General features: G+C 66.2%; 25 protein-coding genes, 2 tRNA genes and 1 pseudogene. 14 read left to right on the plus strand and 14 right to left on the minus strand.

All coding sequences use genetic code 11. From position 1 onward, the window contains the following. Positions 1–25: 25 nt before the first annotated feature. Positions 26–607, minus strand: a complete 582-nt coding sequence (locus EH199_RS09975) for a GNAT family N-acetyltransferase (protein ID WP_124809111.1) — start codon at positions 605–607, stop codon at positions 26–28. Positions 608–627: 20 nt separating this feature from the next. Further along, a complete protein-coding gene (locus EH199_RS09980) occupies positions 628–1,461 on the minus strand; it encodes a ubiquinone biosynthesis protein COQ4 (protein ID WP_223806596.1) in 834 nt (277 codons plus the stop codon). A gap of 111 nt (positions 1,462–1,572) precedes the next feature. On the opposite strand from EH199_RS09980, the gene EH199_RS09985 reads away from it, so the two are divergent. After that, positions 1,573–2,163, plus strand: a complete 591-nt coding sequence (locus EH199_RS09985; RefSeq protein WP_124809112.1) for a hypothetical protein — start codon at positions 1,573–1,575, stop codon at positions 2,161–2,163. Here EH199_RS09985 and serB read toward each other — a convergent pair. Then, positions 2,153–3,037, minus strand: a complete 885-nt coding sequence (serB, locus tag EH199_RS09990) for a phosphoserine phosphatase SerB (protein ID WP_124809113.1) — start codon at positions 3,035–3,037, stop codon at positions 2,153–2,155. The genes EH199_RS09985 and serB overlap by 11 nt on opposite strands. Between serB and miaA the strand changes: the two genes are divergently transcribed. The 5 genes from miaA to EH199_RS10015 all read left to right on the plus strand — a co-directional run bounded on the left by miaA (position 3,030) and on the right by EH199_RS10015 (position 8,348). Beyond that, entirely contained in the window at positions 3,030–4,019 is a 990-nt protein-coding gene (miaA, locus tag EH199_RS09995) for a tRNA (adenosine(37)-N6)-dimethylallyltransferase MiaA (RefSeq protein WP_124809114.1), read from the plus strand. The genes serB and miaA overlap by 8 nt on opposite strands. A 258-nt stretch (positions 4,020–4,277) precedes the next feature. Further along, positions 4,278–6,026, plus strand: a complete 1,749-nt coding sequence (locus EH199_RS10000; protein ID WP_124809115.1) for an acetolactate synthase 3 large subunit — start codon at positions 4,278–4,280, stop codon at positions 6,024–6,026. Between the two features lie 43 nt (positions 6,027–6,069). Beyond that, complete coding sequence (gene ilvN / locus EH199_RS10005; protein WP_124809189.1) at positions 6,070–6,585, plus strand: acetolactate synthase small subunit; 516 nt, start codon at positions 6,070–6,072, stop codon at positions 6,583–6,585. Positions 6,586–6,734: 149 nt separating this feature from the next. Beyond that, positions 6,735–7,754 carry a ketol-acid reductoisomerase gene (ilvC, locus tag EH199_RS10010; protein WP_124809116.1) on the plus strand — a complete coding sequence of 340 codons (1,020 nt, stop codon included), beginning with the start codon at positions 6,735–6,737 and terminating at the stop codon, positions 7,752–7,754. Positions 7,755–7,958: 204 nt separating this feature from the next. Continuing rightward, entirely contained in the window at positions 7,959–8,348 is a 390-nt protein-coding gene (locus EH199_RS10015) for an I78 family peptidase inhibitor (RefSeq protein ID WP_124809117.1), read from the plus strand. A gap of 18 nt (positions 8,349–8,366) precedes the next feature. On the opposite strand, the gene EH199_RS10020 is transcribed toward EH199_RS10015, so the two are convergent. Beyond that, the gene (locus tag EH199_RS10020) at positions 8,367–9,500 is read right to left on the minus strand and encodes an epoxide hydrolase family protein (protein WP_124809118.1); all 1,134 of its coding nucleotides are present in this window, start codon (positions 9,498–9,500) and stop codon (positions 8,367–8,369) included. A 254-nt stretch (positions 9,501–9,754) separates the two neighbouring features. Between EH199_RS10020 and leuA the strand changes: the two genes are divergently transcribed. The 3 genes from leuA to EH199_RS10035 all read left to right on the plus strand — a co-directional run bounded on the left by leuA (position 9,755) and on the right by EH199_RS10035 (position 13,669). Further along, positions 9,755–11,425, plus strand: a complete 1,671-nt coding sequence (gene leuA / locus EH199_RS10025; RefSeq protein WP_124809119.1) for a 2-isopropylmalate synthase — start codon at positions 9,755–9,757, stop codon at positions 11,423–11,425. Positions 11,426–11,545: 120 nt separating this feature from the next. Next, positions 11,546–12,595 carry an amidohydrolase gene (locus EH199_RS10030; protein WP_124809120.1) on the plus strand — a complete coding sequence of 350 codons (1,050 nt, stop codon included), beginning with the start codon at positions 11,546–11,548 and terminating at the stop codon, positions 12,593–12,595. Between the two features lie 93 nt (positions 12,596–12,688). Beyond that, the gene (locus EH199_RS10035; RefSeq protein WP_124809121.1) at positions 12,689–13,669 is read left to right on the plus strand and encodes a nitronate monooxygenase family protein; all 981 of its coding nucleotides are present in this window, start codon (positions 12,689–12,691) and stop codon (positions 13,667–13,669) included. Between the two features lie 3 nt (positions 13,670–13,672). Here the strand turns inward: EH199_RS10035 and EH199_RS10040 are convergent, their stop codons facing one another. The 4 genes and pseudogenes from EH199_RS10040 to EH199_RS10055 form a co-directional block, all read right to left on the minus strand. Next, positions 13,673–14,179 (minus strand): AHH domain-containing protein, encoded by a 507-nt coding sequence (locus EH199_RS10040; protein ID WP_223806597.1) that lies wholly within the window; start codon positions 14,177–14,179, stop codon positions 13,673–13,675. Next, positions 14,170–14,910, minus strand: coding sequence for a hypothetical protein (locus EH199_RS10045; RefSeq protein WP_124809122.1), 741 nt, complete (start codon positions 14,908–14,910; stop codon positions 14,170–14,172). Before EH199_RS10045 ends, EH199_RS10040 begins: the two co-directional genes overlap by 10 nt. 109 nt (positions 14,911–15,019) lie before the next feature. Then, positions 15,020–15,498 (minus strand): annotated as a pseudogene (locus EH199_RS10050) (NAD(P)H-dependent oxidoreductase). 6 nt (positions 15,499–15,504) lie between these two features. Then, positions 15,505–16,749, minus strand: coding sequence for a hypothetical protein (locus EH199_RS10055; RefSeq protein ID WP_223806598.1), 1,245 nt, complete (start codon positions 16,747–16,749; stop codon positions 15,505–15,507). Between the two features lie 188 nt (positions 16,750–16,937). Here EH199_RS10055 and recJ point away from each other — a divergent pair, with 188 nt between their 5' ends. The 3 genes from recJ (at position 16,938) to EH199_RS10070 (ending at position 19,003) form a co-directional block, all read left to right on the plus strand. Continuing rightward, positions 16,938–18,713 (plus strand): single-stranded-DNA-specific exonuclease RecJ, encoded by a 1,776-nt coding sequence (recJ, locus tag EH199_RS10060; RefSeq protein WP_124809123.1) that lies wholly within the window; start codon positions 16,938–16,940, stop codon positions 18,711–18,713. Positions 18,714–18,793: 80 nt separating this feature from the next. Beyond that, a tRNA-Glu gene (locus tag EH199_RS10065) sits at positions 18,794–18,868 on the plus strand. A gap of 60 nt (positions 18,869–18,928) precedes the next feature. After that, positions 18,929–19,003: transfer RNA gene (locus EH199_RS10070), tRNA-Glu, on the plus strand. A gap of 59 nt (positions 19,004–19,062) precedes the next feature. Here EH199_RS10070 and EH199_RS10075 read toward each other — a convergent pair. Then, positions 19,063–19,248 (minus strand): hypothetical protein, encoded by a 186-nt coding sequence (locus tag EH199_RS10075; RefSeq protein WP_124809124.1) that lies wholly within the window; start codon positions 19,246–19,248, stop codon positions 19,063–19,065. 168 nt (positions 19,249–19,416) lie between these two features. Here EH199_RS10075 and EH199_RS10080 point away from each other — a divergent pair, with 168 nt between their 5' ends. Then, the gene (locus EH199_RS10080) at positions 19,417–19,872 is read left to right on the plus strand and encodes a carboxymuconolactone decarboxylase family protein (RefSeq protein WP_124809125.1); all 456 of its coding nucleotides are present in this window, start codon (positions 19,417–19,419) and stop codon (positions 19,870–19,872) included. Between the two features lie 141 nt (positions 19,873–20,013). Here EH199_RS10080 and EH199_RS10085 read toward each other — a convergent pair whose 3' ends face one another. The 3 genes from EH199_RS10085 to EH199_RS10095 are packed head-to-tail and all read right to left on the minus strand — an operon-like array spanning position 20,014 to position 22,187. Continuing rightward, on the minus strand, positions 20,014–20,541 hold the full coding sequence (locus EH199_RS10085; RefSeq protein ID WP_124809126.1) for a carboxymuconolactone decarboxylase family protein: 528 nt from the start codon (positions 20,539–20,541) through the stop codon (positions 20,014–20,016). 38 nt (positions 20,542–20,579) lie between these two features. Next, the gene (locus EH199_RS10090; RefSeq protein ID WP_124809127.1) at positions 20,580–21,344 is read right to left on the minus strand and encodes an SDR family oxidoreductase; all 765 of its coding nucleotides are present in this window, start codon (positions 21,342–21,344) and stop codon (positions 20,580–20,582) included. A gap of 42 nt (positions 21,345–21,386) precedes the next feature. After that, positions 21,387–22,187 (minus strand): SDR family oxidoreductase, encoded by an 801-nt coding sequence (locus EH199_RS10095; protein WP_124809128.1) that lies wholly within the window; start codon positions 22,185–22,187, stop codon positions 21,387–21,389. Between the two features lie 124 nt (positions 22,188–22,311). Here EH199_RS10095 and EH199_RS10100 point away from each other — a divergent pair, with 124 nt between their 5' ends. Beyond that, on the plus strand, positions 22,312–23,253 hold the full coding sequence (locus tag EH199_RS10100; protein WP_223806599.1) for a GlxA family transcriptional regulator: 942 nt from the start codon (positions 22,312–22,314) through the stop codon (positions 23,251–23,253). A gap of 52 nt (positions 23,254–23,305) precedes the next feature. On the opposite strand, the gene EH199_RS10105 is transcribed toward EH199_RS10100, so the two are convergent. Both EH199_RS10105 and folP read right to left on the minus strand, forming a co-directional pair. After that, positions 23,306–23,866, minus strand: coding sequence for an rRNA large subunit pseudouridine synthase E (locus EH199_RS10105; RefSeq protein WP_124809129.1), 561 nt, complete (start codon positions 23,864–23,866; stop codon positions 23,306–23,308). A 77-nt stretch (positions 23,867–23,943) separates the two neighbouring features. Continuing rightward, positions 23,944–25,053 carry a dihydropteroate synthase gene (gene folP / locus EH199_RS10110; RefSeq protein WP_124809130.1) on the minus strand — a complete coding sequence of 370 codons (1,110 nt, stop codon included), beginning with the start codon at positions 25,051–25,053 and terminating at the stop codon, positions 23,944–23,946. Positions 25,054–25,065 lie beyond the last annotated feature (12 nt).

A 25,065-nucleotide genomic window follows, 5' to 3' on the forward strand; every position in this document is an offset into this window, starting at 1 on the left:
TGCGAGCGCGGCCGGTTTGGGGCGATCAACCCGCCGGCCGCAGCATCGACCAGAATCGCGGCCCTCCGCCCGACACCGTCCACGTGTCGATGACCTCGAAACCAAGCCTGTTGTAGATGCCGATGTTTCCTTCGGTGGCGGTTTCGAGATAGCAATCCTCCGTCCGCCCGAAGCGATCGAGACCCGCGCGGATCGCGCCGCCGCCCAGCCCCTTGCCCTGCGCCGCCGGATCGCATCCGGCGATGTGCAGATACCAGAATCGCCCGCTTGGCATGTGGCTTTCGATCGCGTGCGACACCCGGATCGCGCGCGCCACCGCCGGGCCGAGCGCGGCCAGGAAGGCGGGCGCGCCCGCGACCGTTTCCATCAGCGGCACTTTCGTTCGGCCGGGCGCGCGCCACAGCGTCGCCGCGCGGTAGCCCTCGTATGCGAAGACCGTTCCCGCTCGCGCGTCGCTGGCATAGAGCAGCCGGAACAGGTGCGGCATCCGGCGCGCGCGCACGGCGGCGTCGGGGAAGATGAACGCCATCGCCGGATCAACCGCGAAGGCGCGGGCCAGCATCGCGGCGATGGGATCGCGTTCCCCAAGACCCGCTTCGTGGAACATGGTCTGGGGCTGGACCGCGATCAGGCCGCCTGCTGGGCAGCCGCCAGCAGATCGTAGGGGTCGATTCCGGCCGCACGCCACTTGGCATGCGCTTCGGGATAGTAGCGCGCCGCGCGAATGCCGAGCATCCGGCGGGCTTCGTCCAGCGGCATCGCCAGGACATCGCGGATCGGCATTTCGGCCAGCCGTGAACACGCCTTGCCCATCTTGTGCCCTTCGCGCACCGCGCGGAAGATAGGCACCTTGACCCGGCCGCGCCGCGAAATCTCCATGGCTCCGGCATAGCCGAGGAACAGGTGCGCCAGCGCCGGCTGCTGACCATAGGTGAACGCCAGCACGCACTGTTCGCCCAGCGCATCGCGCCCATAACCGGACAGCACGTGCATCAGATCGTGCGTATCGCGCAGGCGACGCATATACCAATCGACCTGATCGTCGAACCGCGAATTGGCCGGGCGGTACTTTTCCAGTTCGTCGACCAGCCCCTGCGCCGACAGACCTTCCCGCTCCATGAAGTCGCAATAGACCTGCCCGACAGACCCCGCCGGCAGCTTGCGCAGCGCTTCATGATCGTCGAGAATCGTCACCAGCGACGGCTCGCTCGCCCGGATACGCTGACCGCGATCCGTCGACAGGAACGCGCGCGCGGCATCGTAGACCCCGCGCCACGGCAGCGCCTCGAAGATGGGGAACACTTCGGCGGTGTTCTCCTTGTCCTTCACCAGTTCCCGGAAATGGCGCCACGCCTTCGCGAAATCGTATCGCATTTTCGGGCGGCCGGGCAGCATGAACGGAAGATCGTTGGTCCCGCGCGTCGCGGTATCGGTCATCGAGGCGGTAGCGAGCGTAGCCATTCATGCACCTGCGAGTTACTTACACCACTGTCATTTAGCAATCTTGCCTCGCTATGGCAAATAGGTTTCAAATCGACTACCTAAATTCCGACAAAATACCGGGAGGGATCGATGAAGCAACGCTGGCAGGTGCTGCTTGGCATATCGCTGGGGCTCGTGGCGCTCGCGGCGGGCCTGCTGGCCGGGCGCTCGTCCACGGAAGGCTGGCAGCTTGCGGCGCGCTGGACCGCACGCGCCGGCTTTCCGCTGCTGATCCTGACCTACAGCGCATCCTCGCTGGCACGGCTATGGCCCGGCCCGCAAACGCGGGCGCTGCTGCGCGAACGGCGTTTCTGGGGCCTTGGCTTTGCCGCCTGCCACATGATCCACCTGGCGGCGCTGATCACGTTCCTGCGCCTGTCCGGCACGCAACGGCCCTTGCAGACCCTGCTGGGCGGAGGTCTGGCCTACGTGCTCCTCTTCGCCATGGCGCTGACCTCCACCGACGCCGCGATGCGCCGGCTGGGCAGGTGGTGGAAGCGGCTGCACACGGTCGGCATCCACTGGCTGTGGTTCATCTTCGCCTTTTCCTACGTGGGGCGCATCGCGCGGCCGGAAACGCGGATGATCGGGCTGATCGGCGGCGGCATCGCCATCGCCGCGCTGGGCCTGCGGATCGCGGCGCGGGTCAAGACCCGCCGCCCCGCTGCCCTCAGTCGTTGACCCATTCCTCGCGCGGGATGCCGAACAGCAGCAGGATCGCGGTGAGATCGCCGCGATCAATCCAGCCATCGGCCGCCGCGCGCGCCTTGGGCTTGGCGCGATAGGCAAGGCCCCAATGCGCCGCCTCGATCATCGGGATGTCGTTGGCACCGTCCCCGGTCGCGAGGCTGGTAGCCCCCTCGCCCAGCCGCGCGGTTTCCTCCAGCAGCACGGCTTTCTTCACGCCGCTGTCGGTAATTCCGCCGACAAGCCCGCCGGTCAGCGCGCCATCGCGGATTTCCAGCCTGTTCGCCACGACGCGCTCGAACCCAAGTTGTTCGGCCACGGGATCGGCGAAGCTGTGAAAGCCGCCCGTCACCAGCACGGTGTGGCATCCCCGCGCCTTGAGCGTGGATACCAGCGTCCGCGCGCCCTGCATCGGCGCGATCCGTTCGGCAAGGCACTGGTGGATCGCGGCTTCGGGCAGGTCACGCAGCAAGCCCACGCGCTCACGCAAGGCGGCCTCGAAATCCAGTTCGCCCTGCATCGCGCGTTCGGTGATCGCGGCGATCTGGTCCTTGATCCCCGCGAAATCGGCCAGTTCGTCGATGCATTCGGCCTGAATCATCGTCGAATCCATATCCGAGACGAACAGGCGCGGCGCCTCGATCGGGTGGAGCGACAGCAGCAGGTCGCTGTCCGGGAAGTGCGCGTCGAGAATGCGGCGGACTTCGGCCGGATCGCCCTCCAGCACTTCGAGTTCGAGGACCTCCTCGCACCCTTCGAGCATCCCCGCGCCGGCCACTTCCCAACCGCGTTCCTCGATCGCTTCCATCGCGCGCGCAAGATTGTCACCAAGCGTCTCAGGCTCTGCTATCAGGCGGGCGATGAGCACCGATAATTCCCTTTCATTCCACGATACCGACCTGGACGCTGGCGAGCGCTCGCCGGCCAAGCCACGGCTGGCGCTCATTGCAGGGCCGACGGCCAGCGGCAAGAGCGATCTGGCGATAAAGCTGGCGCTGCACGAACGCGCACAGGGGCGCAAGGCCGTGGTCATCAATGCCGACAGCGCGCAGGTCTATCGCGATCTCGCCGTGCTGAGCGCGCGGCCGACCGAGCAGGAGATGCAGGACATACCCCACCGCCTGTTCGGCGCGTGGGACGGCGCGGTGGCCTGCTCCGCCGCTGACTGGGCCGACGTGGCACGCGCGGAAATCGCGCAGGCCCATGCCGACGACGCCCTGCCGATCCTGGTGGGCGGAACCGGGCTTTACATCCGCACCCTGCTCGACGGGATCGCGCCCGTGCCACCGATCGATCCCGCCATCCGCGCGGCGGTGCGCGCGATGCCGGTCGCGCAGGCGTGGGAAGCGCTGCGCGCCGAAGACCCCGAACGCGCGGCCCGGCTGGCCCCGGCCGATACCACGCGGGTCGCCCGCGCGCTGGAAGTGGTGCGCTCGACCGGCCGCCCGCTGGCCGCATGGCAGGCCGAGCGCAGCGGCGGCATCGGCGGCGAGGTCACCCTGGCCCCCGTGATCCTGCTGCCCGATCGGCAGTGGCTCTATCACCGCTGCGACCTGCGCTTCCGCCGGATGTGGCAAGGCGGCGCGATCGAGGAAGTGCGGACGCTGCTCGCGCGCGGGCTGGACCCGGCCCTGCCCGTGATGCGCGCCATCGGCGTGCCGGAGATCGCGGCATTTCTGCGCGGTGAAAGCGATGCCGAGTCGGCCATTGCGGCCGGACAACAAGCCACGCGAAACTACGTCAAACGGCAGTTCACCTGGCTGAAACACCAGAATCCGGCGGAATGGCCCGGCCTTGCGAACGAAAATTACCTTGACAGACGCGATATAGCAGGATTATTTCAAACATAGCTGCTTGACATGGCATTTTATATCAAGTAGCAGGCCGTCAACTGCCCGACTTGTGTCGGGTGCCCGGAAGGGAGAGACGGCCCGGCGCAGCCAGCTCTGCGCCGGGCCATAATTTTTCGGCCGACAGTGTATTTCCGGCCCCGGTCGGAGCAAGTGCCGTCCTCTTCCGGGGATGGAAAAACGATACGTTGGATTGTTCGCAGAGTTGCAAGACAGGCGAAGCTGGAACCCAGATCGCCCAACAAGGGACGAAGTACCGTGAAAACCGAGCGCAGCGGCGCGGAAATCCTGGTCGAAAGCCTGGTCGCCAAGGGCGTCGAATTCGTGTTCGGCTATCCCGGCGGTGCGGTACTCCCGATCTATGACGCGCTGTTCGGCGATGAACGCATCCGCCATATCCTCGTCCGGCACGAAGCCGGCGCCGCCCATGCGGCCGAAGGCTATGCCCGCGCCACCGGCAAGCCCGGCGTGGTGCTGGTGACGTCCGGCCCCGGTGCGACCAACGCGGTCACCGGCATCGCCGACGCGTTCATGGATTCGATTCCGCTGGTCGTCATCACCGGCCAGGTCGCCACCGCGCTGATCGGCTCGGATGCCTTCCAGGAAGCCGACACCATCGGCATCACCCGGCACTGCACCAAGCACAACTATCTGGTGAAGGACCCTTCGCAGCTCGCCGCGACGATCGACGAAGCGTTCCGCATCGCCACCGAAGGCCGCCCCGGCCCGGTCGTGATCGACATTCCCAAGGACGTGCAGGTCGCCTCGGCCACGTGGACCGAGGTCGCGCCGCAGCAGCGCAACCGCTATGCCCCGCAAACCGAAGGCAACCGGCAGGACATCGCCGAGGCCATCGCGATGATCGCGGCCGCGGAAGCGCCGATCTTCTACACCGGCGGCGGCGTGATCAATTCCGGTCCCGAAGCCACGCGCCTGCTGCGCGAGCTTCAGGCGCTGACCGGCGCGCCCGTCACCTCCACGCTGATGGGCCTGGGCGCGTTTCCGGCCGATCATCCGGCGTGGCTGGGCATGCTGGGCATGCACGGCACGTACGAGGCCAATCTGGCGATGAACCGGGCCGACCTGATCGTCGCGGTGGGTGCGCGCTTCGATGACCGCGTCACCGGGCGCCTCGATGCCTTCGCGCCCAAAAGCAAGAAGATCCACATCGACATCGACCGCGCCTCCATCAACAAGACGGTGCGCGTGGACCTGCCGGTCATCGGCGATTGCGGCAAGGTGCTGGCACAGCTGATCGAGGCCTGGAAGGCTGGCGGCCACCAGAAGGCGGACCTTCAGGAATGGTACGCCCGCATCGACGGCTGGCGCGCGCGCAAGAGCCTGTCCTATCCGAAGCGCAGCAAGGATATCATGCCGCAGTTCGCGATCGAGCGCCTCTATGCGCTGACCCGTGATCGCGATCCGATCATCGCCACCGAAGTCGGCCAGCACCAGATGTGGGCGGCGCAGTACTTCCACTTCATGAAGCCGAACAAGTGGCTGACCTCGGGCGGGCTCGGCACGATGGGCTATGGCCTGCCGGCCGCGATCGGCGCGCAAGTGGGCTTCCCCGATGCGCTGGTGATCGACGTGGCGGGCGATGCCTCGATCCAGATGAACATCCAGGAACTGGGCACCGCCACGCAATACCGCCTGCCGGTCAAGGTCTTCGTGCTCAACAACGAATGGATGGGCATGGTCCGCCAGTGGCAGGAACTGACCTATGAAAGCCGCTATTCCAACTCGTACTCCGACAGCCTTCCCGATTTCGTGAAGCTGGCCGAAGCCTATGGCTGGAAGGGCATCCGCATCGAGGACGAAAGCCAGCTAGACGCCGGCATCCAGGCGATGATCGACCATCCCGGCCCGGTCATCGTCGATTGCCTCGTTGCCAAGGAGGTGAACTGCTTCCCGATGATCCCGAGCGGCGCCGCGCATACCGAGATGCTGCTTTACGGCGATGCGGTGAGCGGCACGATGGACGATGAAGCCAAGGCGCTGGTCTGACGGCGCGGACCGACGATTGCGCCCAGAGGAAAACCTTACAGTGATGAAGATCAAGGAACAGGCGTCCGAACGCCACGTCCTGACCGTCATGGTCGACAACGAAGCCGGCATTCTTGCCAAGATCGCCGGCCTGTTCACCGCGCGCGGCTATAACATCGACAGCCTGACGGTGGCGGACATCACCGACGAGCACGACGTGAGCCGCATCACCATCGTGACGCACGGCCCGCCGGAAATCATAGACCAGATCCACGCCCAGCTGGAACGGCTGGTGCCGGTTCACAAGGTGACCGACCTGACCGAGGTGGGGCCTTACGTCGAACGCGAACTGGCGCTGATCAAAGTGGCCGGCACCGGCGACGCGCGCGTGGAAGCGCTGCGGCTGGCCGACGTGTTCCGCGCCAAGGTGGTGGACACCACCACGCACAGCTTCGTGTTCGAACTGACCGGCACGCCGGACAAGATCAACACGTTCGTGGGCCTGATGCGCGAACTGGGGCTGGTCGAGGTCGGCCGCACCGGGATCGTCGGCATGATCCGGGGCGCGAACGCCGCCTGAACGTCAAACCGATCCTGCAACGGACATTCTGAAGAACTACGTCACCCCGGCTTGTTTCGGGGTCCATTTTTCCCGATAGGGCGGCGCTGAACGGCCCCGATGGATGCTGAACCCGCTTCAGCATGGCGAACTGGACGAGGGAAAGCACAATGAAGGTTTATTACGACGCCGATACCGACCTGAACCTGATCACGGGCAAGAAGATCGCCATCCTGGGCTATGGCAGCCAGGGCCACGCCCACGCGCAGAACCTACGCGATTCGGGCGTGAAGGAAGTGGCCATCGCGCTGCGCCCCGGATCGGCCAGCGCCAAGAAGGCCGAAGCCGCCGGCTTCAAGGTTCTGGCGAACGCCGATGCCGCCGCCTGGGCCGACGTACTCATGATCCTGGCTCCGGACGAACACCAGGCCGCGATCTACGCCGCCGACCTGCACGCCAACCTGAAGCCCGGCGCGGCGCTCGCCTTCGCGCACGGCCTCAACATCCACTTCGGCCTGATCGAACCGCGCGCCGACATCGACGTGATCATGATCGCGCCCAAGGGGCCGGGCCACACCGTGCGCGGCGAATACGTGAAGGGCGGCGGCGTGCCCTGCCTTGTCGCCGTGCATCAGGACACCACCGGCAACGCGCACGACATCGCCCTCGCCTATGCCTCGGGCGTTGGCGGCGGCCGTTCGGGCATCATCGAAACCAACTTCCGCGAGGAATGCGAAACCGACCTGTTCGGTGAGCAGGCCGTGCTCTGCGGCGGCGCCACCGCGCTGGTCCAGGCCGGGTTCGAAACGCTGGTTGAAGCCGGCTACGCGCCGGAAATGGCGTACTTCGAATGCCTGCACGAACTGAAGCTGATCGTCGACCTGATGTACGAAGGCGGCATCGCCAACATGCGCTACTCGATCTCGAACACCGCCGAATACGGTGATATCAAGACCGGCCCGCGCATCATCACCGATGAAACCAAGAAGGAAATGAAGCGCGTTCTGGCCGACATCCAGTCGGGCCGCTTCGTCAAGGACTTCGTGCTCGACAACCGCGCCGGGCAGCCCGAACTGAAGGCTTCGCGCATCGCCGCCAAGCGTCACCCGATCGAGGAAACCGGCGCCAAGCTGCGCGCGATGATGCCCTGGATCGGCGCCAACAAGCTGGTCGATCAGACCAAGAACTGATGGCGAGGCACCGGGGCGCCGCCGCTGGCGCGCCCCGGCCCTTCCGGGCTTCGGTGTGCTGCCAATGCACGTATCCCAAGGGTGCGGGCACGGTCCGCACCGTTTTTATTCCACAAACATCTCCTCCATTCGACGAATGGCAATGGACCAGTAACTTCTGTCTGATTATCTCCATTCTGGAGACATCACGAAGGATAACTATCCATGGTTCGCGCACTGGCCGTTTCGGGCGGGCTGGTCCTGTGCAGCGCTCTTGGCGGGTGCGATTCCAAGCCGTCGCAACAAGCCGAGGAATCGGGCGCGAAGGCTTATGAAGCCGTCGGCGCTTTCGAAGACGCTCCCCCAAGCGCGGGCAGCGAAACGGCGGAACTTGCCGACCCCCTGCCCGCGGCCAGCTGTGGCGCGGAAAAGGTGCAGGGTGTTCTCGGCAAGCGCGAAACGCTCGATCTCCACCTGGCGGTGCGCAAGGCGGTCAACCACGAAGTGATCCGCTGGGTTCACCCGGGCAACGTCGTGACCGAGGATTTCGCGCCCGAGCGCCTGAACGTGATGGTCAACGAGAACGGCTTGGTGGTCTCCGCGCGCTGCGGCTGAACCGCGCGGTCTGTCCGTTCAGCGCATCTTGCCGAATGCGATCCGCAGTTCGCGTACGAACGCTTCGGGCTGCTCCCATGCCGCGAAGTGCCCGCCCTTCTCCATGTCTCCCCAGTGGACGAGTTTGCGATAATGCCGTTCCGCCCACTTGCGCGGCGTGGGCAAAATCTCCTTGGGAAACGCGCTGACCGCTACGGGCAGATCGATATCCTTTGCCGCGAAACTGCCAAAACTTTCCCAGTACAGACGGGCGGAGGAAGCACCGGCCGCCGGCAGCCAGTAGAGCATGATATTGTCCAGAATGGCGTCCCGATCGAGCGCGTCTTCGGCCCGTCCGGCATTGTCCGTCCACGCCCACATCTTTTCATAGATCCAGCCGGCCTGCCCCACGGGCGAATCGACCAGGCCATATCCCACCGTCTGCGGGCGGGTCTGCTGCTGCTTGGAATAGCCCGAATCCCAGTCCTGATAGTGCTGGAGCGCGGTCAGCGCGCGCACTTCGGTGGGCGAAGGCGCGGCAAGGTCTTCAGGCTGCGGCCGCGCGATAGGCATGTTGAGGTGGATGCCGGCGCATCCCTCGACCTTCTGCAGCGCAATCGCGGTCGTCACCGCCGATCCCCAGTCGCCCCCTTGCGCGAACCAGCGCGCATAACCCAGCCCGCGCATCAGTTCGCCCCAGGCCCGCCCGATCCTTTCGACGCCCCAGCCAGCCTGCGTCGGCTTGCCCGAAAAACCGAAGCCCGGCAGCGCGGGAATGACGACATGGAACGCATCCTCCGCCGTGCCGCCGTGCGCTTCAGGATCGGTCAGCGCCGCAATGCAGTTGCGGAACTCCAGGATCGAACCCGGCCAGCCGTGCGTCAGCACCAGCGGCGTGGCGTTTTCGTGACGCGAACGGACGTGCAGGAAGTGGATCGACAGTCCGTCGATCCGGGCGGTGAACTGGCCGGTCGCGTTCAGCCACGCCTCGCACCGGCGCCAGTCGTACTCTTCGCGCCAGTAGCGGACCAGTTCGCGCAACGCCGCCAGCGGCGTGCCCTGCGACCAGTCGTCCACCGTTTCCTGTTCGGCCCAGCGCGTCATGTCGATCCGCCGGTGAAGGTCGTCGATCTGCGTCTGCGGAACGTGGAGCGTGAACGGTTCGATCTGCATGTGCGCGGGTATCCTCTCCTGATCGCAGGTGCAGCCCGCACCCGTCTTTCGTGCTCCATTCATTCTGGACAAGCGCTTGCGAATTGACCATAGGCTTGTGCCATGATCGCTCGGCTGGACCTTACCCTTCGACTTATTCGCCCTTGGGCGTGAGCTGACGCGTCGGTCCCACGGCGTGCGCGGCGCCCAGGGGACACAAATCGCACGTCACATTACAGGGCCACAGCGGCCTGCAAGCTCCGAGTTTTCCCGAGATGACCATGTTGAAAGACCCTTCGGTCAAGTACCGCCCGTTTCCGCAGATCGACCTGCCCAACCGCCAGTGGCCCAGCCGCACTATCACCAAGGCGCCGCGCTGGCTTTCCACCGACATGCGCGATGGCAACCAGTCGCTGATCGATCCGATGGATGCCGACAAGAAGCAGCGCTTCTTCGATCTGCTGGTGAAGGTGGGCCTCAAGGAAATCGAAGTCGGCTTCCCCAGCGCCGGCGCGACCGAGTACGATTTCATCCGCGGTCTGGTCGACGGCGGCCACATTCCCGATGACGTGTTCGTCCAGGTACTGACCCAATCGCGCGACGACCTGATCAAGACCTCGTTCGAAAGCCTGGCCGGGGCCAAGCAGGCGATCGTCCATGTCTATAACGCGGTATCGCCGCTGTGGCGCACGGTGGTGTTCGGCATGGAACCGGCGCAGATCAAGGACATCGCCATCGCCGGGGCCAAGAACCTGCGCGATCAGGCCGCGCGCTTCCCGCAGACCGACTGGCATTTCGAATACAGCCCGGAGACCTTCTCCACCGCCGAACTCGATTTCAGCATCGCCTGCTGCGAAGCGGTGATGGACGTGCTGCGGCCCACGCCCGAAAAGCCCATCATCCTGAACCTGCCGGCGACGGTGGAAGCCGCGACGCCGAACATCTACGCCGACCAGATCGAATATTTCTGCCGCAACCTGCCGAACCGCGAAAGCGCGGTGATCTCGCTGCACACCCACAACGATCGCGGCACCGGCGTCGCAGCCGCCGAACTGGGCCTGATGGCCGGCGCCGATCGCGTGGAAGGTTGCCTGTTCGGCAATGGCGAGCGCACCGGCAACTGCTGCCTCGTCACCGTCGCACTCAACTTGTACACGCAGGGCGTTGATCCGGAACTGGATTTCTCGGACATCGACCAGGTGATCCAGACGGTCGAATATTGCAATCAACTGCCCGTGCCGGCCCGCCATCCCTATGGCGGCGAACTGGTGTTCACGGCCTTTTCCGGATCGCACCAGGATGCGATCAAGAAGGGCTTTGCCGCGCAGGAAGCGCGCAACGACCAACTCTGGGCCGTGCCTTACCTGCCGATCGACCCCGCCGATCTCGGCCGCAGCTACGAAGCGGTGATCCGCGTCAATTCGCAGTCCGGCAAGGGCGGCTTCGCCTGGGTGCTGGAACAGGACCAGGGCCTCAAGCTGCCCAAGAAGATGCAGGCGCACTTCAGCCGGCACGTGCAGGAACTGGCGGACGAGGTTGGCCGTGAACTGCAGGCGGGCGACATCTGGGATGTGTTCCGCAAGGTCTATCGCCTTGAGTCCCCGCAGCACTTCCAGCTTGTCGACTATGAGGAATCGCGCGCGCCCGATGGCACCCGCGTGTTCGCCGGCAAGATCGAGATCGACGGCCAGATCCAGACCGTCAGCGGGCGCGGCAACGGCCTCATTTCCTCGGTCGTGGCTACGCTGCGCGAGGGGTTCGGCGTGGACATCGAGATTCGCGATTATTCCGAACACGCCATGGGCAGCGGCACCAATGCGCGCGCAGCGGCCTATGTCGAATGCGCGCTGCCCGACGGGCGCGTGATCTGGGGTGTGGGCATCGACGAGGACGTGGCCACGGCCAGCGTCCGCGCCATTCTCAGCGCGGCCAACACCGCGCGCTGATAGCGTTTCACCGATCGGTTAAAATTCCGACGGCATCCCCCCTTGCCGCTCTTGCTTCTTGTGTGGCCTGCTCCATAGTTCGGCGCAGGCCCGCAAGAGGCCGTGCATTTGGGAGCCGACATGCCTGAAGCGATTCTGGAACCTGATCTTCCGATCATCGACCCGCACCATCACCTGTGGGATCTTTCGCCGCTTCTGGCCGCCTTTCCGGAACCGCATCACCCGTTCATCCAGGCGGCGGCGCTTTCCCCGCTCTACGTGTTCGATCATCTGCGCGCCGATGCGCAGAGCGGGCATCGCGTGGTAGGCACCGTCTATATGGAATGCGGCGCGTTCTATCGCGCCGACGCCCGCGCAGACTTGCGCCCCGTGGGCGAAGTGGAATTCGTCAACGGCGTCGCCGCGCAAAGTGCCAGTGGCATTTATGGCGATCTGCGCGCCTGCGCCGCGATCATCGGCCACGCCGACCTGACGCTGGGCGATGCGGCGCAACCCGTGCTCGAAGCGCTTGCGGCAGCCGGCAACGGCCGCTTTCGCGGCATCCGCCACCAGGGGGCGTGGGATGCCGACCCCGAAGTGCTCGGGCCGCCGTTCCACGCCCCGCCCGGCCTGCTCGCCAGCGATGCCTTCCGCGCCGGTTTCCGCCACCTCGCCCCGATGGGGCTGACGTTCGATGCCTGGGTGCTGGAACCGCAATTGCAGGACGTGATCGATCTGGCGCGCGCCTTTCCCGATACCACCATCGTGCTCGATCACTGCGGCACGCCGCTCAACATCGCCAGCTATCGCGGCAAGCTGCCGGACCGGTTCGATACCTGGCGGTCGGCCATCCGCACGCTGGCCGAATGCCCGAACGTGTCGATCAAGCTCGGCGGCCTTGCCATGGCCTTCTGCGGGATGCCCGAGGAAGGGCCGGCCGAGGGCTTCTCTTCGATCGCGCTCGCCGCGATGTGGCGGCCCTATATCGAAACCTGCATCGATGCGTTCGGGCCGCACCGCGCCATGTTCGAAAGCAACTTCCCGGTCGACAAATGGGGCGCTGACTACGTGACCCTCTGGAACGCGTTCAAGCGCCTGTCCGCCGGCGCTTCGGCGGCGGAAAAGCGCGCGCTCTTTGCCGGAACCGCCGCGCGGGTTTACGGGATCGAAGACGTCCTGCCGGCCGGCTGAACGCCACGCCCGCGCGAACCTTTGACTTGACGCGCGCGACTGCATATGCAGCCGTTAATCGATCGATTAAACGAATTGCGAGAGAGCTGATCCATGCCGTTGCCCGCCCTGTTCCAGAACCTGCGCCTCCCCGTCATCGCTTCGCCGCTGTTCATCATTTCCGGGCCAGAGCTGGTGATCGCCCAGTGCAAGGCGGGCGTCGTCGGCAGCTTCCCCTCGCTCAACGCCCGGCCGATCAGCCAGCTTGACGAATGGCTGCACCAGATCACCGAGGAACTCGCTGCGCACAACCGCGCGCATCCGGATCGGCCGGCCGCTCCGTTCGCGGTGAATCAGATCGTCCACCGCACCAACAACCGCCTCGATGAAGACATGGCACTGTGTGAGAAGTGGCAGGTGCCGATGCTCATCACCTCGCTCGGCGCGCGCGAGGACGTCTATCAGGCGGCGCACCGCTGGGGCGGCATCGTGCTGCATGACGTCATCAACGACATGTTCGCGCGCAAGGCGATCGAAAAAGGCGCGGACGGGCTGATCCCGGTGGCGGCCGGCGCGGGCGGCCACGCCGGCGCGCAGTCCCCCTTTGCGCTGGTGCGCGAAATCCGCAGCTGGTTCGATGGCCTGATCGCGCTGTCGGGCGCCATCGCCCACGGCAATTCGGTGCTGGCCGCGCAGGCGCTGGGCGCCGACTTCGCCTATATCGGCTCCGCGTGGATCGCCACGCACGAAGCACGCGCGATCGATGCTTACAAGCAGGCCATCGTCGACAGTTCGGCCAGCGACATCGTCTATTCCAACCTGTTCACCGGCGTTCACGGCAACTATCTGCGCAGCTCGATCCAGAACGCTGGCCTCGATCCCGACAACCTGCCTGTCAGCGATCCGTCGAAGATGAACTTCGGTTCGGGCGGGAACACCGACGCCAAGGCATGGAAGGATATCTGGGGTTCGGGCCAGGGCATCGGCGCGGTCAAGGCCGTCGAATCCGTGGCCGAGCGCGTCGCCAGGCTGGAACAGCAATACAAGGCGGCGGCCAGCGCCTTGGCGGCGAACACCGCACCATTCCTGTCCTGACTTTCACGCGGCGGTCCCGCTCCACAGGAAATCCGCCATCCTGTCGAGGTGGCTGAAATCCAGAGCGGGATCGCGGCGGTTGAGTGGCGCCCCGCGCCATCGCGCGGGATCCAGCAGACGGCGACGCAACGCGCGCTGCAGCAAGTCGAAACGCATAAGCGCCTCAACATCCGCCCGGTCGCCATGCCGGGCACGCACCTTGCGCCAATGGAACTCGATCTGGCCGGCCCGGTCGACCACCACCTCGTTATAGCGCCGGTGCGGCCCGCGATGCAGCGGAAGGCCGATCCTTTGCGCGGCACGTTCGGTCGCAGGCAATAGCAAGCCGTTGCGGCGGAAATCCTCGAAGCCGAGCCGGTCCGATCCCAGATACCGGATCATACCCTCCAGCGAGCGCTGCCCCAGCAACTGGCGGGGCAGAAGATGGTGCCGCTGAAGGCCGGGCGCATAGCCGGGAAGGCCCGGTGAATTGACCAGCCGGAACGGCAATGCCGGACGCGTCAGCGGCACCGCACCAGGAGCTTGTCGCTGCCATCAGGCTCGATGCGCACCGCGCCGCCGCCTGGCAGCAAGGCATCGCAAGGCCCGTCCACGCGCCCGTGCGCGACCAGCCAGTCCGTGAGCCGCACCGCCACGCGTGCATCCTGATCGACCGAAACGCCAGGCCGCGGACGCAACGCGAACTCCTGCCCTGTCAGGAACGCCAGCCCCTCGCTGGCAATGCCGCCATCCCGCCCCCGGTGCAGCGCCGTCAATGCCAGAGCGGGGAACGGCCCCCCCGCAAGCCACGCACCGCAAGCCTCGGTGAACCACGCCGGCGACATGACCGTGCGGGCGGGACACCATGCCACCGCCCGCAATCCCGGCAGGGTGGTCAAATCGATAAGCAGGTCCGCCATTACCCGAAGCACAGGCAACAACCTTCCGGCACCCGCCAGGTGCGGCGAGGGAAGGAGATCGACGGCGTACAGTGCATCTACGTCCAGGTCTTGAGGCAACTCCACCCGATGCACCAACCCGTCAATGTGGAGCGCCTGGGCTGGGCACAAATGCCCCATGTCGAAGGTCAACCCCTCGTGCAGCAGTTCCACGATGCCGGCATGCTCATCGGACCAGTTGGAAACGGAAAAACGCCCGTGCAGTGCCGAGAGATCCGCGATCTGCCCCGCGTCGGGCCGTGCTTCCGGGTCGAACAGCAGCGCGGCAAGCCGGATTTGGCCCTTCGTTCGCTCACCCGTCAATGCCTGCTCTCCCGCACACCCTGCACCAAAGCGATGGTATCACCGCACCACGGCGGGTCCATCCCGACTTAGGACCGACTTGGACAGCATCGCGGCAGGCAGGCGACCTTCAGAATATCCCCATCTCCAGCCCCCGTGAAAGCGCTTCTCCCAGCGCTCCGGCCGCTTCGAGGTGTTCGGGCGGCACGGTCTTCACCTCCTGGATGCGTTCCGGCGTCTGCGCATCGAGCAGGACAGTGAAAGGATCAGCCACGCGGCGCAGCCGCCAGCCGGTGGCGATCCGGTCGATCTGCCGCCGCGCGCCTTCCCCGTCCGATCCGGCGGCGATGATCGTGGCATAGGGCCGCCCCTCGATCCGGCCCAGCAACGGGTAATAGGCGCAATCGAAAAACTCCTTCATCGCGCCGGTCATCGCCCCCAGATTTTCCGGGCAACAGAACAGATAGCCGCCGGCATCCAGCAGCATGTCGGGCACGGCGTCGGCTGCGGCGATCAGACGACCGGCCCGCCGCGCGACGCGCCGCCATACGCGGCGTGCGCCAGCGCCCGCGCCGCGCCGGTCCTGCTATGCCAGATGATCGCCAGCATTCGCGGTCAGCAGCCGTCCTGACCGCCCGTGGGTGCGCCCAGCGCGCCGCCGATCAGCCCACCCAGCCCGCCGAGGCCACGCTTCTTCGGCTTGGTTGGGCATTCGCGCTGCGGCTGCGCCCCGTTCGCCGCGCCAAGGCCTTCCATGCCGACGAGGAAGCCGGTCATCGAACGGTGGCGAATACGCGCGGTCCATTCCGGCTTCCACGCGATTTTGGGATCGGCGGGACGCGGCGGATAGGCGAAGTCCTCCTCCGGGCCATAAGCGTAGATCGAGCCGAACATATAGTCGGGCGCGGCCTGCTTGACCTCGGCCGGCACGGTGCAGGTCGTCGTCTGCGGCGACAGCACGGTGCGGTTGGCGACCAGCCGCGCGACGGTGGCCGGCGCCAGCCAGTCCGCCAGACCGCCACCGAACTCGCGCGTCGCGCTGGACGACCACCACACGATATCCACCGGCTGGTTGCTGCCGCGCCCACCCTGCTTCCCCCCGATGATCGAGGCGTGATAGCCGGTCGCGCCGGGCAAGGCGTTCCAGCGCAGCAGCGTGGCTCCGCCCGGCTGCGCGGCGGACGATCCCTGCAACGCGCCCATGAAGTCCTTGGTCAGCGTGAAGTTGATGTCGGGCGCGTAATTGCCGGCGATACGGTGCGCGCCGATCAGCGAACTGTCAGGCCGGGCCGACTTGCCATCATCCGACGGCCACTGGCCATAGGTCCGGCTGTTGGCCGGCGTGACATAGCGATCGAGCGGCACCGCGCTGGACCACAGGCCCGGCGGCATCTGCCCCGCCGCGATCTTGGCGAAATCGATAATGACCGGCTGCCCCTTGGGCGCGTGTTCCCCGCAGCCCCAGAAGATCAGCATCCGTCCGGTGGGCCGCTCGAAATGCGTCTCGCCCGGCGCGGTCGGCGTGCGCTCCGGCGTCTTCAGCGCCACCGATTTGCCCAGCCGCGCGCCGGCCGGCATGAAATGGTCCGCCTTGGGCTTGCCATCGGCCGCGGTGCGGCTGGAGCCGAGTTCCAGCCACAGCTCATGCTGCGCGCCGCCTCCCCCGCCGCCAAAGGCCATGCCCAGCGCAGCACCCATGCCGCCGCCGCGCATCCCCGCCATGCCGGATATGGTGCCGGCGCGCATCTCGTAGCGCGCGACCGGCGCGGCCGCGTTCTGCGCGGTCAGCACGCTGCCACCGGCGATCAGCAACAGGCCGCCGCAGGCCAGCATCCGCTTCGTCGTCATCAGATTGCCCATGTCATCCCCCGTGGTCATCCCTCGTGGCAGCGCGGGAACCGGAAGCAGGCTCCGGAAGTCCGCGTGTGATCCTGCGCGACCATCATGGCGTTCTTTTGCGCCGAATTATGTGACTCAAGGCATTGTCCGCCATTGATTACAGTCAACCGCTTTGCGGCCCTTTGGCAATAGGCTAGCGCATCCGGATCATGATCCCGATTTCCGCTGTCACCCATTCCTTCTCCGGCCTCGCCTGGCGCTGGCGCGGCGGCAACATGGACCTTGGCGGCTGGCACGGCAGCCTGGCCGACGATCTCGTCAACCAGCTCCTTCTCTCGCGCGGCGTCGCGCGCGAGGATCTGGAGCGCCACCGCCGCCCCACGCTGCGCGATTTCATGCCCGACCCCTCGCTGTTCCGCGACATGGACGCGGCGGCCGAACGGCTGGCTTCCGCCGTGACCGCGCGCGAGGCGATCACCGTCTATGGCGATTACGACGTCGATGGCGCCACCAGCGCCGCGCTGTTGATCCGCCTGCTGCGCGACCTTGGCGTGGAGGCGCGCGCCTATATCCCCGACCGCCTGCTCGAAGGCTATGGCCCCTCGGGCGAGGCGCTGGTCCGGCTGGCGCGCGAAGGCTCCTCGCTGATCGTGACGGTCGATTGCGGGGCGATGGCGCACGAAGCGCTGGCCGCCGCCCATGCCGAAGGCGTGGACGTGATCGTCGTCGATCACCACAAGTGCCCGCCAGAGCTTCCCATCACCGCCGCACTGGTCAATCCGAACAGGCTGGACGAAAGCGACGAGGCGGCCCTTCACGGACACCTTGCTGCTGTCGGCGTCGCATTCCTGCTGGCCGTCGCCACGGTCCGCACGCTGCGCGCGCGCGGCTATTTCGACGGTCGCCCCGCGCCGGACCTGATGGGCCTGCTCGATCTCGTCGCCCTGGGCACCGTGGCCGATGTGGCGCAGTTGAAGGGGCTCAACCGCGCGCTGGTGGCGCAGGGTCTCAAGGTCATGGCCAAGCGCGAGAACACCGGCCTTGCCGCGCTGATCGACGCCAGCCGGCTCAACCGCGCGCCCACCTGCAGCGATCTGGGCTTCGCGCTCGGCCCGCGCATCAACGCAGCGGGGCGCATCGGCGATTCCTCGCTCGGCGTCCGCCTGCTCACCACCAACGACGCGGAAGAGGCGCGCGACATCGCGACGCGCCTGTCCATGCTCAACGACGAACGCCGCGCGATCGAACAGGCGGTGCAGGAAGCGGCCGAAATGCAGGTCGATGGCCAGCACAACCGCGCGGTCAACGTCCTGGCCGGCGAAGGCTGGCACCCCGGCGTGATCGGCATCGTCGCCGGCCGCATCAAGGAAAAGACCGGCAAGCCCACGCTGGTCATCGCGCTCGACGCCGACGAAGCCGGCAACGGCAAGGGATCGGGCCGTTCGATCGCGGGGGTGGACCTGGGCGCTGCGATCATCGCCGCGCGCGAGAACGGGCTGCTGGTGGCGGGCGGCGGGCACGCCATGGCCTGCGGCCTCACCATCGATCCCGCCACCCTCCCCCGGCTGGCCGACTGGCTGGACGAACGGCTGGCGCGCGATGTCGCCTCGGCGCGCGCCACGCAATCGCTGCTGCTGGACCTGTCGCTCAACCCCGGCGGACTGACGCCCGATCTCGTCACCACGCTCGAAGCCGGCGGGCCGTATGGCGTGGGATGGCCGGGGCCGCGCATCGCCGTGGGGCCGGTGCGGCTGGTCAAGTGCGACCTGGTCGGCACCGATCACGTCCGCATGGTGGCAAGCGGGGCCGATGGCCGGTCGTTCAAGGCCATCGCTTTTCGCGCCGCCGCCAGCGAGCTGGGACAGACGCTGCTTCACGGCACCAGGGGCCGTCAACTCTGGCTCGCCGGACGCGCCCGGATCGATGACTGGGGCAGCCGCCCCACCGCCGAATTGCACGTCGAGGACGCGGCATTCGCCGACTGAGGAAAATGATGAAATCGGCGCTTGACGGACCGCCCTCACCCCCGTAGAGGCGCGGTCCTGCCCAGCGGCGCTAGCCCAGTGGCCCCTTCGTCTAGCGGTCAGGACGCGGCCCTTTCACGGCTGAAACACGGGTTCGATTCCCGTAGGGGTCACCACTAGCTTCCGCCCGATCAGGCGCGGCATGGTGCTTTTTCATCGCCCGCCCGACCTACATCGGCCCCTTCGTCTAGCGGTCAGGACGCGGCCCTCTCACGGCTGAAACACGGGTTCGATTCCCGTAGGGGTCACCAAAAAATCAATGGGCGATCGTCGACGTAGTGGGTCCTGCCCCCACCCGATGCAGGCAACTTCAGGAAAGCGTTCGACGCTCACCAGCTTGAGGTCGCCAGTCATTCTCGGCGCCCCATACCCACAAAAGTGCATCGGACATCGGTTCGTGCGGAGAATGAAGCCGAAACGCTTCGGTGATGTCGCGCGCCGGTTCCTCACGCTCTGCTGGGGGAACTCCGTAGCATTCCAGGATGATGCGATACATCGGCTGCCCTCCGGGTTGCTGGCACCTTTCCAACCACGGCCTATCCGGCTGTGAAATGATCCCGCCCCCACCCCGGCAAAAAAATCGACGGGCGTGTCACATTGCGCGCCCCTGCGTCGTCAAGTCGATGATCCCCTCTGGGCGGCACCGAAGACGAAGGAAGCTATCATGAACGAAACCACCAGGCTGACCTGGCATGAGATCGCCCCGCAGGGCGCCAAGGCGCTATACGGCGTCCACCATTATGTGACCACGGGCACCGATCTGCCGGATGAGCTGATCCATCTGATCTCCCTGCGCGTGTCGCAGATCAATGGCTGCGCCCATTGCATCGACCTGCACACGCGCGATCTGCTGAAGACCATGGCGGTCGACAAGGTCGTCCTGCTGCCGGTCTGGGCTGAAGTGCCTCACCTGTTTTCCGACCAGTATCGCGCGGCCCTTGCCTGGGCCGAAGAGGTGACGCTGGTCAGCGAGACTCATGCATCGGATGAAGCTTACGCAGCGGCGGCGGCGGCGTTCGCGCCGAAGGACCTGGTCGATCTCACGATCACGATCGCAGCCATGAACGCTTTCAATCGGCTCGGGGCGCCGTTTCGGTTGCCGGTGAAGGCGCAGACCTGATCCCCATCGCCTTCTCCCGCGCCGCGCCACCTTTCCTGACGTTAGCTGCCACTCGATAAGGTCGCAGCACCATGCGGTTTTCAAAACGCATGGTGCTGCGAAAATTGCCGGCTTTGGTTGCGACAACCTGGGATCGTGGCCCTAGATCGAGGGGAAATCCACGTCCGTGCCAGCCACGTTGTTGATCAGGTTGGTGAAGAAATTCTCCGCAACGACGGCCACTATTTCCACGATCTGGCTGTCGCTGAAACCGGCCTGGCGGATCGCCGCGATATCTTCTGCCGAAACCTTGCCCCGAGCCTCGGCCACCTTGCGAGCAAAGGCCGTGGCCGCAGCAGCATGAGGATCAGCGGAAGTGCCCTGCCGGGCAAGATCCACTTCCTCCTTGCTGAGCTTGGCGAAAGTGTAGCCGGTGAAGGTGTGTGCGGCGTCGCAATATTCGCAACCGTTCACCGCCGCCACGGCAAGGGCGATCCGCTCGCGGGTCTTGAGGTCAAGCGCCTTGCCCAGCCCCTGGTTGAGCGCGGCGTGGGCATTGATCACCGCCGGGCTGTTGGAGAGCACGCGGAAGAAGTTGGGCACGCGGCCCAGCTTGCCGTTGATCGCGCCCAGCGTGGCTTGCGATCCTTCGGGGGCCGCTGCGGTTTCGGGAATGCTAATGCGGGACATGATACGTTCCTTTCGTCTTTCTGACTGTCGACCGCGCCTCAGGCGCCGGTCGGGATGGGGTTTTCGACAAGGCTCTCGTTGAAGGCTTCGAACAGGGCGTGTTCGTTGGCGCCGGGGTTGTCGCGCATGGCCTTGATCCCCTCGACGATCACCTCGGGCGCGTCGGTCGCCAGCGCCACCAGCGTCTGCTCGATGAAGTCGGGCAGCGGCATCGCGCGGGGATCGCCGCTCTTGTAGATCAGGTCGGTATCGACCCACGGCGGCGCGATTTCCTGCACCCGGACGCCGGTGCCACGCAGCTGGAACCGCTGCGACAGCGCATAGGAATGGAGCGCGGCCTTGGTCGCCGAATAGATCGCATTGCTGGCGATCGGCACATAGGCGAGCACGCTGCTGGTGTAGAGCACGGTCGCCTCCGCCTTGGTCTTGAGATGCTCGATCAGAGCGGATGTCACCCGGATCGGCCCGAGCAGGTTGGTGGTGATCAGTTCTTGCGCCAGGTCGTCGTCCACGGGGCCGGCAACGTCGTCGAAGGGCATGAAGCCGGCGTTGTTGAAGACGACGTTGAGGTCCGGGAAACGCTCGATCAGTTCACGCGCGGCGCCCTGGATGCTTTCGAGGCTGGTCACGTCGAGCTGGATCGACGCCATGCCGGGGTTGGCGGCCGTAACCTCGTCGAGCAGCGCGGTGCGGCGGCCCGAGATGATCACCTGATTGCCGAGCTTGTGAAGCGCCTCGGCTAGGCCACGGCCGATACCGCTGGTGCCGCCGGTGATGAAGATAGTGTTGCCGTTGAGTTTCATGGGAATGGGCCTTTGATCTGGAGAGGGTGTGAGGCCGGAGGGTCAGGCCGCGACGTGGAAGCGCGGGGCGGAGCGAGTGGCGGAAAGCTGGGGACCGAGCGCGGCGCGGGCGGCCTCGAAGGCGTTCCACAGTGCGATGTCGCGCAGCGCAGGGATCGTGGCGGTCTCGCCCTGGTCAAGGCCGGCCAGCGCGGCATCGACCATATCCTCGGCATCCATCACGATCTCGGTCGGCAGGTGCTCGACCGGCAGCCCGCCCAGGGCCCAGAAGTCGGTGCGGGTGGCGCCGGGCAGGACGGCCTGGGCACGAATGCCCTTGTCGGCCAGTTCGTGATTGAGTGAAGTGGTGAAGGCCTGCACGAGGGCCTTGGTGCCGCCATAGACGCCGTTGAGCAGTTCGGGCGCAACCGCGACGATCGAGGCGATGTTGATCACCGTGCCGCCCCCACGGGCAACGAAGCCCGGCACCGCGGCGTAGGTCAGGCGCATCAAGGCCGTGACATTCAGCTGGACCATCGCCGCCATCTTCTCGACATCGCTTTCCAGCAGCGTGGTGTGGGTGCCGATCCCGGCGTTGTTGACCAGCGCCGTCACGCTGGCATCCTCGCGCAGCACTCTTTCGACCCGGGCCAGGTCAGCAGCATCGCCGAGGTCGGCGGCCAGCACTTCTACCGATCGGCCGGTCTTGTCCGAGATCTGTGCGGCAAGTGCCTGCAGCTTGTCCCTGTTGCGGGCAACGAGAATGAGGTCGTAACCGCGTGCCGCAAGGCGGTCGGCGTAGATGGCGCCGATGCCGGTCGATGCGCCGGTGATGAGAGCGGTTCCTTTGTTCGTGGTGCTCATGGTCCTGGTCCTTTTGTTGTGGGGAGAGCGCCATCGCTCTCGACACGGACCTTATGGACGCATCGGCGCATGTCTGATATGACGTATAAACTACGTTTTTAGGACATCGTTTTCGGAGCTGCGCATGCCACACGTTTCCATGGTGCTCACCCCCGGCTTCCAGTTCCTTGCGCTGGGCGTGCAGGCGGCCTTCGAACTCGCCAACGCCGTGAAGGGAGAGGATTACTATACGCTCTCGATAGCATCGGTGAATGGCGGCCTCGTCATGTCGTCCAGCGGCTTTGCCATTCCCACCGTCCCGATCGCACAAGTCGGCCAGGTCGACACCCTGCTGCTGCTCGCCGGCCTTGCGCCTCCGCCACGGCAGGACGAACCGACGCTAGAAACGCTGCGCACGATGGCCCGCGAATCACGCCGGGTGGCCGGGCTCTGCACCGGCGCGTTCCTGCTCGCGCAGATGGGCCTGCTCGATGGCCATCGCGCCACCACGCACTGGTCCTATGCCCGCCAGATGCGCGAGGATTTCCCGAACGTCCGCGTCGAGGACGATCGCATCTTCATCAACGAGGGTGCAGTCTGGACATCGGCCGGCCTCACCGCCGGGCTCGATCTTGCGGTGGCGTTGATCGAGAAGGATCTCGGGCGTGACGTGGCAGGCGCCATCGCCCGCCGGCTTGTCATGCACCACCGTCGCGCCGGGGGGCAGTCGCAGCACTCCGAACTGCTCGAACTTGCCCCCAGCAGCGACCGCATTCAGAAGGCGTTGATCTTCGCCAAGTCCCACCTCGCCAATCCGCTGACCGTCGAGGAACTGGCTGAAGTCGCGGCCCTCTCGCCCCGCCAGTTCGCGCGCGCCTTCCGTGCCGAAACCGGCCACACCCCGGCCAAGGCGGTCGAACAGATGCGTCTGGAGTCGGCGCGGCTGATGATCGAGGAGACGCGGCACCCCATGGACCAGATCGCGCGAGAGGCTGGCTTTGTCGACATTCGCCGCATGCGCGAAGCCTTCATGCGCCAATATGGCCAACCGCCACAGACCCTGCGCAGGCTGGCAAGAGCAGCCTGACGTTCAAATTCGTGCCGGCCGTCCCGTTCAGGTGCGTTCCGGATCGCGAAGGTCACCTTCCCTTTTCGGGCATGGCGGCATCGCACCAGTGCCCGGGCGCCAGACCGTCGAGCGTCCAATCACCGATTCTCCAGCGCACCAGACGGAGCGTCGGATGGCCTACCGCGGCCGTCATGCGGCGCACCTGGCGGTTGCGCCCTTCGCGGATCGTCAGGCGCAGCCAGCAGTCCGGCACGCTCTTGCGGAAACGGACCGGAGGATCGCGCGGCCACAGGGCGGGATCATCGATGCGCTCCACTTCGGCGGGCAGGGTCGGCCCGTCCTTCAGCCGCACGCCACGGCGCAAAGCCTGCAACGCCGCCGCGTCGGGATCGCCTTCGACCTGGACGAGATAGGTCTTGGGCATCTTGAAACGCGGATCGGCGATCCGCGCCTGCAGGCGCCCATCGTCGGTGAGCAGCAGCAGCCCCTCGCTGTCGCGGTCGAGCCGCCCTGCCGGATAGAAGCCCGGCCGGTCGATATAGCTGGCCAGCGTCGGCCGTTCCGGACCGGTGCCTTCGTCGGTGAACTGGCACAGGACGCCATAGGGCTTGTTGAAGAGGATCAGGGCCATCGTCCTCCCTTGGACCGCCGCGTGTGGCAAGCGCAAGAGCGCGTCGCCAGCGCGGTTGTCCGGCCCTGCCCGCCGGTTCAGATCATCTGCGAAAAATCGGTCAGCGCGGCGTCGCGCAACCCGCGCCAGATGCGAAAGGCCTGCGCCGTTTCCGCCACGTCATGCACCCGCACGATCTGCGCCCCGGCATCGATCGCTTTCAGCGCCACCGCCAGCGAACCGCCCATGCGCTGGTGCGCCGGTGCCTCGTTCGACAACGCACCGATCATGCGCTTGCGGCTGGCGCCGAACAGGATCGGCTGGCCCAGCGCATGAAACAGCGGCAGCGCGTTGATCAGCGCAAGGTTTTCGGCCAGCGTCTTGCCAAAGCCGATGCCCGGATCGAGCAGGATCTTCTCGCGCGCGATGCCCGCCGCCAGCGCCGCATCGCGCCGTTCGCGCAGATCGTCGAACACGTCGAGCACGACATCCGCATAAGCGCCATCGGCGTGAAGATCGTCGGCCCCGCCCGGCGCGTGCATCAGCACCACGGGCACGCCGCTGCGCGCGACGATCTCGGTCGAGCGCGGATCATGGCGCAGCGCCGAAACGTCGTTGACGATATGCGCGCCGGCGGCCAGCGCCGCCTCGATCACGGTGGAGCGGCGGCTGTCGATGGAGACCGCCGCGCCCGATCCGGACAGCCGCTCGATCACGGGGACCACGCGCTTGGCCTCATCCCCTTCCCACACCGCCGCCGCGCCGGGGCGGGTCGATTCCCCGCCGACGTCGATGATCGCCGCGCCCGCTTCGAGCATGGCGGATGCGTGTTCGATCGCCGCATCGGGCTTGTCGAGGAACTTGCCGCCGTCCGAAAAGCTGTCGGGCGTGACGTTGAGAATGCCCATGACCTGCGGCTGATCGAGCCGGATCGTGCGCGGACCGCACTGGAGCGGCGCATGGACCTGCCGCAAGGCCGCCCATTGCGCTTCGCCTTCGCGCGCCAGTGCATCGGGCAGCGCCGTCAGCGCGTCCGCCATTTCCGGCACGGACAGCCGCCGCCGCGATACCAGCCGCGCTCCATCGCGCAACAGCAGCGCGAAACGGCTGGCATAGACCAGCCCGCCAGCGAGACGGACCGCCTCGCCCTCCTCGCTCTGCGGACTCTCAGCGAAAGTGATTGGACGGATATAGAGCTTCTGGACCATGGCTTACGCCCT

Source organism: Novosphingobium sp. LASN5T (assembly GCF_003856955.1).
GTDB lineage: Bacteria > Pseudomonadota > Alphaproteobacteria > Sphingomonadales > Sphingomonadaceae > Novosphingobium.